Origin of the sequence: Streptomyces bauhiniae, assembly GCF_004784475.1 — a bacterium.
GTDB classification, from domain to species: domain Bacteria; phylum Actinomycetota; class Actinomycetes; order Streptomycetales; family Streptomycetaceae; genus Streptomyces; species Streptomyces seoulensis.
This window is the reverse complement of record NZ_SRRT01000009.1, coordinates 97,212-110,260: the sequence shown is the minus strand read 5'-3', so window position 1 is coordinate 110,260 and position 13,049 is coordinate 97,212. Positions and strand designations below refer to the sequence as shown.

Annotated in this window: 11 protein-coding genes; 8 read left to right on the top strand and 3 right to left on the bottom strand. The window is 72.4% G+C overall.

Going from position 1 to position 13,049, the window contains the following annotated elements; all coding sequences use genetic code 11:
- Position 1 precedes the first annotated feature (1 nt).
- Positions 2-475 (top strand): C40 family peptidase, encoded by a 474-nt coding sequence (locus E5083_RS27685; protein WP_030808998.1) that lies wholly within the window; start codon positions 2-4, stop codon positions 473-475.
- 60 nt (positions 476-535) lie between these two features.
- On the opposite strand, the gene E5083_RS27680 is transcribed toward E5083_RS27685, so the two are convergent.
- Together E5083_RS27680 and E5083_RS27675 are read right to left on the bottom strand one after the other, a co-directional pair.
- Positions 536-1,006, bottom strand: coding sequence for an ATP-binding protein (locus tag E5083_RS27680; protein ID WP_135788411.1), 471 nt, complete (start codon positions 1,004-1,006; stop codon positions 536-538).
- A gap of 223 nt (positions 1,007-1,229) precedes the next feature.
- Positions 1,230-2,360, bottom strand: a complete 1,131-nt coding sequence (locus E5083_RS27675) for an 8-amino-7-oxononanoate synthase (RefSeq protein ID WP_135788410.1) — start codon at positions 2,358-2,360, stop codon at positions 1,230-1,232.
- A gap of 180 nt (positions 2,361-2,540) precedes the next feature.
- Between E5083_RS27675 and bioB the strand changes: the two genes are divergently transcribed.
- Genes bioB through bioD form a run of 3 tightly spaced genes read left to right on the top strand, consistent with a single transcriptional unit; the run spans position 2,541 to position 5,707 of the window.
- A complete protein-coding gene (bioB, locus tag E5083_RS27670; RefSeq protein ID WP_135788409.1) occupies positions 2,541-3,716 on the top strand; it encodes a biotin synthase BioB in 1,176 nt (391 codons plus the stop codon).
- Positions 3,709-4,986, top strand: coding sequence for an adenosylmethionine--8-amino-7-oxononanoate transaminase (locus E5083_RS27665; protein ID WP_135788408.1), 1,278 nt, complete (start codon positions 3,709-3,711; stop codon positions 4,984-4,986). Before bioB ends, E5083_RS27665 begins: the two co-directional genes overlap by 8 nt.
- Position 4,987: 1 nt before the next feature.
- Complete coding sequence (bioD, locus tag E5083_RS27660) at positions 4,988-5,707, top strand: dethiobiotin synthase (RefSeq protein ID WP_135788407.1); 720 nt, start codon at positions 4,988-4,990, stop codon at positions 5,705-5,707.
- Between the two features lie 27 nt (positions 5,708-5,734).
- Here bioD and E5083_RS27655 read toward each other — a convergent pair whose 3' ends face one another.
- Positions 5,735-6,949 carry a hypothetical protein gene (locus E5083_RS27655; RefSeq protein WP_135788406.1) on the bottom strand — a complete coding sequence of 405 codons (1,215 nt, stop codon included), beginning with the start codon at positions 6,947-6,949 and terminating at the stop codon, positions 5,735-5,737.
- A gap of 239 nt (positions 6,950-7,188) precedes the next feature.
- Between E5083_RS27655 and E5083_RS27650 the strand changes: the two genes are divergently transcribed.
- From E5083_RS27650 to E5083_RS27635, 4 genes are all read left to right on the top strand, one after another.
- Positions 7,189-8,001 carry an ABC transporter ATP-binding protein gene (locus tag E5083_RS27650; RefSeq protein ID WP_135788405.1) on the top strand — a complete coding sequence of 271 codons (813 nt, stop codon included), beginning with the start codon at positions 7,189-7,191 and terminating at the stop codon, positions 7,999-8,001.
- Between the two features lie 6 nt (positions 8,002-8,007).
- Entirely contained in the window at positions 8,008-10,575 is a 2,568-nt protein-coding gene (locus tag E5083_RS27645) for an ABC transporter permease (RefSeq protein ID WP_135788404.1), read from the top strand.
- A 180-nt stretch (positions 10,576-10,755) separates the two neighbouring features.
- Entirely contained in the window at positions 10,756-12,447 is a 1,692-nt protein-coding gene (locus E5083_RS32065) for a DEAD/DEAH box helicase (RefSeq protein ID WP_135788403.1), read from the top strand.
- Positions 12,448-12,519: 72 nt separating this feature from the next.
- Positions 12,520-12,945, top strand: a complete 426-nt coding sequence (locus E5083_RS27635) for a GNAT family N-acetyltransferase (RefSeq protein WP_135788402.1) — start codon at positions 12,520-12,522, stop codon at positions 12,943-12,945.
- Positions 12,946-13,049: the final 104 nt, after the last annotated feature.

The window sequence follows — 13,049 nt, the reverse complement described above, 5'->3', positions numbered from 1 at the left end:
CATGACTGCGCTCAATCGTGTCCCGTCGCTGATGGCTCGGGCCGGCACTGCCTCGGCCCTCACCCTGGCCGCCGTGGGCGGGTCCATCATGGTGCCGGGTCTGGCCACCGACGCCTCCGCCGCGACCACCGCGTCCAAGGCACTGAAGGTCGCGGCGTCCAAGAAGGGCGCCCCCTACCGCTACGGAGCCACCGGGCCGGGCCGGTTCGACTGCTCGGGCCTGACGCTGTACTCGTTCAAGAAGGCCGGCAAGAAGCTGCCGCGCACGGCGGCACAGCAGTACAACAAGACGCACCACATTTCCTCGGGCCACCGCAAGGCCGGTGACCTGGTCTTCTTCCACTCGGGCTCCAGCGTCTACCACGTCGGCATCTACGCCGGTAAGGGCAAGATCTGGCACGCGCCGAAGACCGGGGACGTGGTGCGGCTCCAGAAGATCTGGACCAAGAGCGTCTGGTACGGCCGGGTCAACTAGCGACGGCGGCCGGGAACGGTCTCCACGGGCGTACAGGCGCCCCGAGGGCCGTTCCCGGACTCAGCGGGCCGGAGAGGGCTCCGGGCGGGCCGTGGCGGGCCTCGGCTGGCTCGGCACGCACCAGGGCAGCTCGACGAAGACCGTCTTGCCGCCCTCGCGGGTCGGGCGGACCCGCAGCTTGCCGCCGCACTCGACGGTGAGACACCGGATGATGGCCATGCCGCGCCCGTTGTCCTGGGCGACGGCGGCCGGGAGTCTCTTCGGCATCCTCGGATGGCTGTCCGTCACCCCGATGAGCAGCAGCTCGTCGCGGGCCAGTACGACGTCCACGGTGAAGGTGGGCGACTGGCCCAGGGTGTGCTGGACGGCGTTGGTGGCCAGCTCGGAGACGATCAGGCGCACGGTGTCGGTGACCTCGTCGTCCGCGGGGAGCCCCCAGCTCGCCAGGGTGCCCACCACGTAGGACCTGGCCGCGCGGACCGAGGCGGGATCGCTCGGCAGAGTGACGGATGCTTCCAGATGGTCTGCCATGGCGAAGTCGTCCCTTTCCCACGGGCGGCCCGCCGACCTCCCACGCGCCGCGCGACGACGCGGGGCGGAGGGCTCGGGCACGGACCCGCTCCGGTGCCTGCACGCCAGCCTGCCATCACGGAAGCGGTCCGGTGAACCAACCCCCCAGATACGCGGACATCTGTCGCTCAACGGGGTGAACTCTGCGACGCGAGACCGTATTTGACGGGGTTTTTCCCACCTCTCAGCAGGGCCGAACGGCGGTGACGATCCTTACGGCCCGTTCGATGTCCGCCGCCGACAGGTCCGCGCGGGCGGTCAGCCGCAGCCGGGAGACACCGTCCGGGACGGACGGCGGGCGGAAGCAGCCCACCGACAGCCCCTCGGTACGGCAGTCGGCGGCCCAGCGCACGGCGGCGTCGGGGGACGGCGCCCGTACGGAGACCACGGCCGCGTCGGGACGTACCGCGGCGAGGCCCTCGGCGGTCAGCCGGGCGTGCAGTTCGGCGGCGACCGCGCGGACGCGCGCCGGGCGCTCCGGTTCGCGCCGGACCAGGCGCAGCGCGGCGAGCGCGGCTCCGGCGGCGGCGGGGGCGAGGCCGGTGTCGAAGATGAACGTCCGCGCGGTGTTGACCAGATGGCCGATCACCCGCGCCGGGCCCAGCACCACCCCGCCCTGGCTGCCCAGCGACTTGGACAGCGTGGCCGTGGCCACCACGTCGGCCGCGCCCGCGAGCCCGGCCGCGTGGACCGCGCCCCGGCCGCCCTCCCCCAGGACGCCCAGGCCGTGGGCCTCGTCCACCACCAGTCCGGCGCCGTGTTCCCGGCAGGCGTCGGCCAGCAGGCCGAGGGGCGCCGCGTCGCCGTCGACGGAGAACACCGTGTCGGAGACGGCGATGGCCTCCCCCTGATGGGTCGCCAGGGCCTTGGCCACGGCCTCCGGGTCGGCGTGCCCGACGACCTGGGTGGTGCCGCGCGCCAGGCGGCAGCCGTCGATCAGGGAGGCGTGGTTGCCCGCGTCGGAGACGATCAGCGAGCCGTGCGGGCCGAGCGCGGTGACGGCGGCGAGGTTGGCCGCGTAGCCGGAGGACAGCACGAGCGCCGCCTCGAAGCCGCAGAACTCCGCGAGTTCGGTCTCCAGGCGAGTGTGCAGTTCGGTGGTGCCGGTGACCAGCCGGGAGCCGGTGGCGCCGCCGCCCCAGGTCCGGGCCGCCTCGGCCGCGCCCTCGACGACCTCGGGGTGGCGGGCCAGGCCCAGGTAGTCGTTGCTCGCCAGGTCCAGCAGGGGCGAGTCGGCGGGGCGGGGGCGCAGGGTCCGCAGGAGTCCGGCGCGGCGGCGCGCCTCGGCCTGCTCGTCGATCCAGCCGAACGCCATGGCTCCTCCGGGGGCTTGCTCTGGTGGACGCTTGTGCGGACAACAGCTTTTGTAGACAACAGACAGACACTAGCGGCGCGGAGAGCCGCCCATGATGTGGCAATACCCACACGGTGAACCTCGGTCGTTGTGCGAAGTCTCCTTGGCCCGAAGCGGTCGGGTAGGACAGGATCAAGCCTCATGGACCTGCTGAACACGCTGGTGGACAAGGGACTGCGGCGCGAGACGCCGACGCGCGAGGAAGCGCTCGCCGTGCTCGCCACCTCCGACGACGACCTGCTCGATGTGGTGGCTGCGGCCGGCAAGGTGCGGCGGCACTGGTTCGGCCGCAGGGTGAAACTCAACTATCTGGTCAACCTCAAGTCGGGCCTGTGCCCGGAGGACTGCTCCTACTGCTCGCAGCGGCTGGGCTCCACGGCGGGCATCCTCAAGTACACCTGGCTCAAGCCCGACCAGGCGTCCGAGGCGGCGGCCGCGGGGCTCGCCGGGGGCGCCAAGCGGGTGTGCCTGGTGGCGTCCGGGCGCGGGCCCACCGACCGGGACGTGGACCGGGTCTCCGACACCATCAAGGCCATCAAGGACCGACACGAGGACGTCGAGGTGTGCGCCTGCCTCGGCCTGCTCTCCGACGGCCAGGCGGAGCGGCTGCGCGCGGCGGGCGCCGACGCCTACAACCACAACCTCAACACCTCCGAGGCGACCTACGGCGACATCACCACCACCCACACCTACGCCGACCGGGTGGACACGGTGCACAAGGCGCACGCGGCCGGTCTGTCCGCCTGCTCGGGTCTGATCGCGGGCATGGGTGAGCGCGACGAGGACCTGGTGGACGTGGTGTTCGCGCTGCGCGAGCTGGACCCGGACTCCGTTCCGGTGAACTTCCTGATCCCGTTCGAGGGCACCCCGCTGGCCAAGGAGTGGAACCTCACCCCGCAGCGCTGCCTGCGCATCCTGGCGATGGTCCGCTTCGTCTGCCCGGACGTGGAGGTACGGATCGCGGGTGGCCGTGAGGTGCATCTGCGCTCGCTCCAGCCGCTCGCGCTGCACCTGGCCAACTCGATCTTCCTCGGGGACTACCTGACCAGCGAGGGCCAGGCGGGCAAGGCCGACCTGGAGATGATCGCGGACGCCGGGTTCGAGGTGGAGGGCGCGGACGAGGTGACGCTGCCGGAGCACCGGGCGGCGGCGGGCGGGGGTGGCTGCGGGTCGGATGCGCAGAAGGCCGGGTGCGGGTCGCACGCCGGGGGTGGCGTCTGCGGTACCTCTGAGGCTTCCGCGCCCGCCGAGCCCCGTACCGATCTGGTCGCCGTGCGCCGCCGGGGTGCCGGGACGGACCTCGCGCCCAATGCCTGATCCGGGTACGGCCGAGCTGCTGGAGCTGGACCGGCGGCATGTCTGGCATCCGTACGGTCCGATGCCGGGCCGGAGCGAACCGCTCGTCGTGGAATCGGCGAGCGGGGTCCGGCTGCGGCTGGCGGACGGCGCGGAGCTGATCGACGGGATGTCGTCCTGGTGGTCGGCGATCCACGGGTACCGGCACCCGGTACTGGACGAGGCGGCGCGCGAGCAGTTGGGGCGGATGAGCCATGTGATGTTCGGCGGGCTCACGCACGAGCCCGCCGTACGGCTGGCGAAGCTCCTTGCCGACATGTCGCCCGAGGGTCTGGAGCATGTCTTCCTCGCGGACTCCGGGTCGGTGTCCGTCGAGGTGGCCGTCAAGATGTGCCTGCAGTACTGGCGTTCGCTCGGCCGTCCCGGCAAGCGGCGCCTGCTGACCTGGCGCGGCGGCTACCACGGCGACACGTGGCACCCCATGTCGGTGTGCGACCCCGAGGGCGGCATGCACGGGCTGTGGTCCGGGGCGCTGCCCCGCCAGGTCTTCGCGGACGCGCCGCCCGCCGCCTACGAGGAGGCGTACGCGGAGCATCTGCGGTCGATGATCGAGCGGCACGCGGACGAACTGGCCGCGGTGATCGTGGAGCCAGTGGTGCAGGGCGCGGGCGGGATGCGGTTCCACTCCCCCGCGTATCTGCGGGTGCTGCGCGAGGCGTGCGACGCGCACGACGTGCTGCTGGTGTTCGACGAGATCGCCACCGGATTCGGGCGTACGGGCGCGCTGTTCGCGGCGGAGCATGCTGCCGTCCCGCCCGATGTGATGTGCGTGGGCAAGGCGCTGACCGGCGGTTATCTCACGTTGGCGGCCACCTTGTGCACCGCGCGGGTGGCCGAGGGCATCTCGCGCGGCGAGGTACCGGTGCTCGCGCACGGGCCGACCTTCATGGGCAACCCGCTGGCCGCCCACGTGGCGTGCGCCTCCGTCGAGCTGCTGCTCGGGCAGGACTGGCGGGGCGAGGTCAAGCGGATCGAGGCCGGGCTGCGGGAGGGTCTCGCCGGGGCCTCGGAGCTGCCCGGCGTCCGGGACGTGCGGGTGCTGGGCGCCATCGGGGTGGTCCAGCTCGACCACGAGGTGCACATGGCGGCCGCGACGCGGGCCGCCGTGCGGGAGGGCGTGTGGCTGCGCCCCTTCCGCGATCTGGTCTACACGATGCCGCCGTACGTCACGGACGACGCGGACGTGGCACGGATCGCGCGCGCGGTGAGCGCCGCGGCGCGGGAGGGATGACATGCCGGTACTGGTGATCACGGGCACGGGCACGGAGATCGGCAAGACGATGGTGACGGCCGCCGTGGCGGCCTCCGCCCTCGCGGCCGGCCGCTCGGTGGCCGTCCTGAAGCCCGCGCAGACGGGCGTACGTCCGGACGAGCGCGGCGACGCCGACGAGGTGGCCCGCCTGGCGGGCCCGGTCACGGCCCGCGAACTGGCCCGCTATCCGGACCCGTTGGCCCCCGCCACGGCCGCCCGCCGCTCCGGCCTCCCCCCGGTCCATCCCCAGGACGTGGCGGAAGCGGCCGCGAAGCTCGCCACCGACCACGACCTGGTCCTGGTGGAGGGCGCGGGCGGCCTCCTGGTCCGCTTCGACCCCGCCGGCGGCACCCTGGCCGACGCGGCGGCCCTCCTGAACGCCCCGGTCCTCCTGGTCGCCCCGGCGGGCCTGGGCACCCTGAACGCGACGGAACTGACGGCCCGCGAACTGAAGCGCCGCGAACTGGAGTTGACCGGCGTGGTCATCGGCTCCTGGCCTCCCGACCCTGACCTCGCCACCCGCTGCAACGTCACCGACCTCCCCGAGGTCGCCGGAGCCCCCCTCCTCGGCGCCCTCCCCCACGGCACCGGCACCCTCCCCCCGACGGACTTCCGCACCCAGGCCCCGTCCTGGCTGTCCCCCCGCCTGTGGGGCACGTGGGACGCGGACGGGTTCCGGGGGCGGGAGGGGGTGGAGTAGGCGCACGGGACCGCCCCCCTGCCGGCCCTAGTCCCGGTACATGCTCAGCGCGTAGATCATGCGGCGCAGCCGTGACTTCTTGGCTGCCGAGGAATAGGCGTACAGGAACGGCCATTGGGGTCCGTCGAAGCTGCTGGGCAGCCAGCCCATCTGTTGGGCCAGGCCGTTACCGATGCCGAAGACCCCGGCCGCCATGCCCACGGTGTTCAGCGTCTGTCCGGGCGAGAGGATGAAGTCGGCCGCGGTGGCCACGAGATCGACGACCCCGACGACGGTCGGCAGCGACCTGCGCGCGCTCAGCCGGCCGAGGGGTCCGCTGAGACGCGCACGCCCCAACTGCTCGCGAAGTTCGCGGATGACGAGGCCGTCGATGTCACGGCTGGGGTGGTACCGGTACTGCTCGCACACGGCGTTGATCCAGGCGACCAGTTCCTGACGCCCCTCACCCGTGATGAAGGCGTCCAGGCTACGTGGTCCGGCATGGATGTCCAGGTGATGAAGGACTTGGATCAGTTGCCCTGCCAGATCCGCCATGCGTTGCTGCGAGGGTTCGGCAGTGCGGGCCGGGGGGCGCCGATCCGGCCCTTCGGCGGCGGCGGGGGCGTGGTTGATGAGCCGCATGAAGCGGGGGTCGGAAGGGCTGAGAAAGAGCGGGAGCGTGGCTCCCGAAAGATCGAACGCCGCCCCATGGTTGTACCCGGCGCGAAGAATCCACTTCGCGATCTCGAACTCCCCGCCGTCGGCATGGCGTCTGGCGGCTGTCAGGGTGCCCACCGGAATCTTCCGTTCGGCGTCCTTGCTCCGGAATGCCTTGTTCCAGTAGGCGACCTGACGGGGGTTGACTGTCAAAGACTCAACCGCTGCCGCCTCCCCTTCCTCGGGAGGGGCGGAGAGCACACGACGGAGGGATTCCTGCTGAGCCTCGTCATTGCGCAGGATCGACAGCAGCGCGCCGTCGATCTCCGGGTCCCAGCCGGCGTGCTGCCAGGGATGCGAGTCACGGAACCTGCGGTCCCGTAACCACTCGTCGCGCGCGATCACACGGATGAAGCCCTGATCGACGTAGCGGATGAACTCCTTGGGCGTGATCCGGCTGAACTGCCTTATCAGAACACTGGAAGGCGCCCACAGGTTGAGCGGCTGGCTCAGGGCCACGAGATGGTGAAGATCCTGATATCCGCGTTCCCCGTAATCGCTGATGTGGCAGAACGTGGGAAATATGACGCCCGGGGAGTCGGTCACGTAGGCGGGACCTTTCGCGGCACGGCACAGAATTCGGCGGACGCAGACTTCATGGGCCCTTCCTGCCCGTCTGATTGGTCCTCCAATCGCGGCCGGTGACCAATTTTCCCCGGCATGAAGCCCCCTGCTGCATCCGCCGCTCCACCGATTGCCGAACATCGTTTCAGGTGTGGTTCGGGTCACACTAGGCTCGGGCCCTGGTCGTGGAGTCGGGATGTCGAGGCGATGGGGAGTGCATCTTGTTCACATCTGCTGCTCAGGACGCGCCGGGTGCGGTGCCGGGCCGGGGGACGGTGGCGCGGGCGCGGGGGCTGACGAAGGCGTACGGGACCGGGGAGACGGCCGTGGTCGCGTTGGACTCGGTGGACGTGGACATCGCGCGCGGGCGGTTCACCGCCGTGATGGGGCCCTCCGGATCGGGGAAGTCCACGCTGATGCACTGCCTGGCCGGGCTGGACACCGTCTCGGCCGGGCAGGTGTGGCTCGGGGACACCGAGATCACGGGGCTGAAGGACGGCGAGCTGACCAGGCTGCGCAGGGACCGGATCGGGTTCGTCTTCCAGTCGTTCAATCTGATCCCCACCCTGACGGCGGCGGAGAACATCACCCTGCCGATGGACATCGCGGGCCGTAGGCCCGAGCCCGGCTGGGTGGACCAGGTGATCGACAGCCTGGGACTGCGGGACCGGCTCGGGCACCGCCCGGCCCAGTTGTCCGGCGGTCAGCAGCAGCGCGTGGCGTGTGCGCGGGCGCTGGCCTCACAGCCGGAGCTGATCTTCGCGGACGAGCCCACCGGCAACCTGGACTCCCGCTCGGGTCTGGAGGTGCTGGGCTTCCTGCGCAGCGCGGTGGACGACCTCGGGCAGAGCGTGGTCATGGTGACGCACGACCCCGGCGCCGCCGCCCACTCCGACCTGGTGCTCTTCCTGGGCGACGGCCGGATCGTGGACCGGATGGAGCGGCCCACGGCGGACACCGTGCTGGAGCGGATGAAGGCGTTCGACGTGGTGCGGGGCCGGCTCGGGGACGACGCCGTGGCGCGGGAGGACTGAACCGCCGTGCTCAAGGCGACCCTGAGAAGTTTTCTCGCGCACAAGGGGCGGCTGGCGCTCTCGGCGCTGGCCGTCGTGCTGTCCGTGGCCTTCGTCTCGGGGAGCCTGATCTTCTCCGACACGGTGACCCGTACGTTCGACCGGCTGTTCGCCTCCACGGCGGCGGACGTGACGGTCGGCCCGAAGCAGGACCTGCGCTCCCCGGTGCCGGGCGGCGCGACGCAGACGGTGCCCGCCGACCTCGCGGGCAAGGTGGCGAAGGTCCCCGGTGTCGGGAAGGCGCACGCGGACGTGTCGGTGCAGAACGTCACGGTGATCGACAGCCGCAACCGGTCCGTCGGCCCGACCACCGGCGCCCCGACGATCGCCACCTCCTGGTACCTGACCGACCGCAGCCCGGTGGAGCTGACCTCGGGTCACGCCCCGCGCGGCGCGGACCAGGCCCTGCTGGACGCGGACACCGCGGGCAAGAAGCACGTGGGCATCGGCGACACGCTGACCGTGCAGGCCCAGCCGGGCACCTTCCGGGTACGCGTCGTCGGCATCGCCACCTTCCGCACCACCAACCCCGGCGCGGCCCTGGTCTTCCTGGACCAGGCCACGGCCGGCCAGCAGTTGCTGGGCTCGGCGAAGAAGGCCACCGCCATCTCGGTGGAGGCGGCGCCGGGCGTCACCGACCCGGAGCTGAAGAACCGGGTCGCCGCCGCGATCGGCAGCGGCGGCTATGAGCTGCGGACCGCCGCCGAGCAGGCCAAGTCGGCGGCGGCGAACCTCGGCGGCTTCCTCGACGTGATCAAGTACGTGATGCTGGGCTTCGCCGGGATCGCGGTGCTCGTCGGCATCTTCCTGATCGTCAACACCTTCTCCATGCTGATCGCCCAGCGCACCCGTGAACTCGGCCTGCTGCGGGCGCTGGGCGCGGACCGGCGCCAGGTCCGCCGCTCGGTGCTGCTGGAGGCGCTGCTGCTCGGCGTGGTGGGCTCCACGCTGGGGCTGGCGGCCGGGATCGGGATGGCGTACGGGCTGATCCGGCTGATGAGCCTGTTCGGGATGAACCTGAAGGCCACCGAGATGGTGATCGGCTGGGGCACCCCGGTCGCGGCGTACGTGGTCGGGGTGGGCGTCACCTTCGTCGCCGCGTACCTCCCGGCGCGGCGGGCGGCGACGGTCTCGCCCATGGCGGCGCTGTCGGACGCGGAGATCGCCGGGGTGGACAAGCCGCTGACCGGCCGGGCGATCGCGGGCGCGGTCATGGGCGTGGCCGGGGCGGCGGCGCTGGCCGGGTGCGTGGCGGCGACGAAGGCGGCGCCCGCCGCCGCGCTGCTGGGGCTGGGCGTGGTGCTGACGCTGATCGCCATGGTGATCGCCGGGCCGCTGCTGGTGCGGCCGGTGATCCGGGTGCTGGGCGGCGCGTTCCCGGCGCTGTTCGGTTCGGTGGGCCGGATGAGCCAGCGCAACGCGCTGCGCAACCCGCGCCGTACGGGGGCCACCGCGGCAGCACTGATGGTGGGCCTCGCGCTGGTCGGCGGGATGTCGGTGGCGAGCGCCTCGATGTCGGCCTCGTTCGACCGGCAGATCGACCGCACCCTGGGCGCGGACTTCATCGTGCAGAGCGCCAACTTCACCCCGTTCAGCGCCGATGTGCGCAGCACGGTGCAGGGGACTCAGGGCGTCGGGCTGGTCGTACCGCAGCGGATCACCCCGCTCGCGGTGCGGATGCCGGACGGCAGGCGGGTGCGGACGACCGCCTCCGCGTACGGCCCGAAGCTGGACGACGTCGTGCACCTCACCTACGCGAGCGGCGGCACCTCGGCCGCGCTGGCGGACGGCCGGCTGGCGATGGACGCCAAGTTCGCGCAGGGTCACGGGGCGCGCCTGGGCAGCACCCTCCCCGTCGAGTTCCCCGGCGGCAAGGTGGCCCGGCTGACGGTCGGCGCGCTCACCAACCTGGAGTCGCCGGAGGGCTTCGGCACGCAGGGCGGCATCTTCCTGGGCCTCGGCACGGTCGACAAGTACGTCCCCGGCGGCCAGGACTCGGTGCTCTACGTCAACGCCGCGCCCGGCACCGACGCGGCCGGCCTGCGGGCGAGCCTGACGTCGGCGCTGAAGCCGTACCCCCAGCTCCAGGTCCGCGACCAGGCCGACTACAAGAAGCTGGTGCACGACCAGATCTCGGTGCTGCTGTACCTGGTGTACGCGCTGCTCGGGCTGGCGATCGTCATCGCGGTGCTCGGGGTGGTCAACACCCTGGCGCTGTCGGTGGTGGAGCGCACCCGCGAGATCGGGCTGCTGCGGGCGATCGGGCTGAGCCGGCGGCAGTTGCGCCGGATGATCCGGCTGGAGTCGGTGGTGATCGCGGTGTTCGGCGCGGTCCTCGGGCTGGCGCTGGGTCTGGTGTGGGGCGTGTGCGGTCAGCAGGTGCTGGCGCTGCGCGGGATGAAGGAGCTGCAGGTGCCCTGGAGCACCATCGTCGCCGTGATGATCGGCTCGGCGGTGGTGGGCGTGGTGGCGGCCCTGCTCCCGGCACTGCGGGCCTCGCGGATGAACGTCCTTTCGGCCATCGCCCACGAGTAGCGGGCCCGGTCCGGTGGCGGGTTTCTCCCCGGCACGGCACGGTATAGATGGTCCGTACCGCGTGAACTGCAAGGGGGCGCGTCCCGGCGCGGACTTCGGGCTCGCTCGCGGGCCCGCGCGTCTTCGAGGCCCGGCCGGCCACCCAGGTACCGCGTCCCCCAGCCGGAAAAGGGATGCGCCATGACGACCAACACCAGCGACGGGCAGGTCGGCTTCGCCGATCTCGACCTGGCCCCCGAGATCCAGCGGGCGCTGACCGCGCTCGGCTACGAGGAGCCCACCCCGATCCAGCAGGAGGCCATCCCGCCCCTGCTCCAGGGCAACGACCTGCTGGGCCAGGCGGCCACCGGCACCGGCAAGACCGCCGCGTTCGCGCTGCCGGTGATCCAGCGCATCGCCGCCGAGGGCAAGGGCAAGGGGCCCAGCGCGCTGGTGCTGGTGCCGACCCGCGAGCTGGCCATCCAGGTCTCGGAGGCCGTCCACCGCTACGGCACCGACCTCGGCGTCCGCGTCCTGCCGGTCTACGGCGGGCAGCCCATCGGCCGCCAGCTCCGCGAACTCCAGCGCGGGGTGGACGTGGTGGTGGCGACGCCGGGCCGGGCCCTGGACCACATCGCGCGCGGCACGCTCCCCCTCGGCGGGCTGCGCACGGTCGTGCTGGACGAGGCCGACGAGATGCTGGACATGGGCTTCGCCGAGGACATCGACTCGATCCTGGAGAACGTGCCGGAGGAGCGGCAGACGGTGCTGTTCTCGGCGACGATGCCCTCGCGGATCGACTCCATGGCGCGCAAGCACCTCAGCGACCCGGTACGGGTGCGGATCGAGCGGGAGGCCCCGGCGCCGGGCGAGGCGCCGCGCATCCGGGAGTCGGCGTACATCGTGGGGCGGGCGCAGAAGGCGGCCGCGCTGGGGCGGCTGCTGGACGTGGAGTCCCCGGAGGCGGCGATCGTGTTCTGCCGCACCCGCGACCAGGTCGACCAGCTCTCCGAGACCCTGAACGGCCGCGGCTACCGCGCCGAGGCGCTGCACGGCGGGCTGAGCCAGGAGCAGCGGGACCGGGTGATGGGCCGGCTGCGCGGCGGTACGGCGGACCTGCTGGTGGCCACCGATGTCGCGGCGCGCGGCATCGACGTCGAGCACCTCACGCATGTGATCAATTACGACGTGCCCTCGGCGCCGGAGTCGTACGTGCACCGCATCGGCCGGGTCGGGCGAGCGGGCCGCGAGGGTGTGGCGATCACGCTCGCGGAGCCCCGCGAGTCCCGGATGCTGAAGGCGATCGAGCGGGCGACCGGCCGGAAGGTCCCGCTGGAGAAGGTGCCCTCGGTGGCGGACCTGCGGGCCAGGCGCCTGGAGCTGACGCGGGCCGCGCTGCACGAGAGCCTGCTGGACGACGAGGACCTGGAGCGGTTCCGGGTGGTGGTGGAGACCCTCGGGGACGAGTTCGACGTGATGGACGTGGCGCTCGCGGCGGTGAAGCTGGCCCACGAGTCGGGCGGCGCGGCCTTCGACGAGGAGGAGATCCCGGAACTGGCGCCCAGGGACCGCGACCGCGGCGACCGGGGCCGGGGCGGCGACCGCGACCGGGGCCAGCGCGGACGGCCGCGCGGCCGGACCTCGCCGGGCATGACCCGCCTGTTCGTCGGCGCCGGGCGCAGTGCGGGCGTACGGCCGCAGGACATCGTCGGCGCCATCGCCGGGGAGACCCGGCTGAGCGGCCGGGACATCGGCGCGATCGAGATCGCGGACCGCTTCTCCCTGGTGGAGGTCCCCGAGGAGGCGGCGGACGACGTCGTACGCGCCATGCGCGGCGCCAACGTCAAGGGCCGCCGGGCCCAGGTGCGCCGGGAGCGGGACCAGGCCCGCTGACGGGGAGAGTCCGGGTCTCACATGCCGGAAACTCCATGGCCGGGTGGCCGGACGCTCTGCTTGGCTCGGATCATGAGCGATCCGAGCATCCGGCACGCCACCGTCGCCGACATCGACGCCGTGCTGGCGTTCTGGGGCGAGGCCGCCGAGGGGAAGAGCATCAGCGACGACCACGCCGGGGTGGCCCGGCTCATCGAGCGGGACCCGGAGGCGCTGCTCCTGGCGGAGCTGGAGGGGGTGCTGGTCGGCACGGTCATCGCGGGCTTCGACGGCTGGCGCTGCTCGGCCTACCGGCTCGCGGTGCACCCCGGCCACCGGCGCCGGGGCATCTCGCGGGCGCTGCTGGCGGCGGCCGAGGACCGGTTCGCGGCGCTGGGCGGGCGCCGGGTGGACGCGATGGTGCTGGTGCGCAACGAGAGTGCCCACCATGCCTGGAGCGCGGCGGGGTATGGGCCGGAGGAGAAGTGGCGTCGCTGGGTCAAGCCACTGACCGGCTGAACCCACGGGGGCCGCTTTGCTGATCCTTTACCATTGAGGCAGCACCTCGGCACTCGATGAAAGGTTGTGAGCGTCCACCCATGGGCGACCCTCCCAGTCCGCGT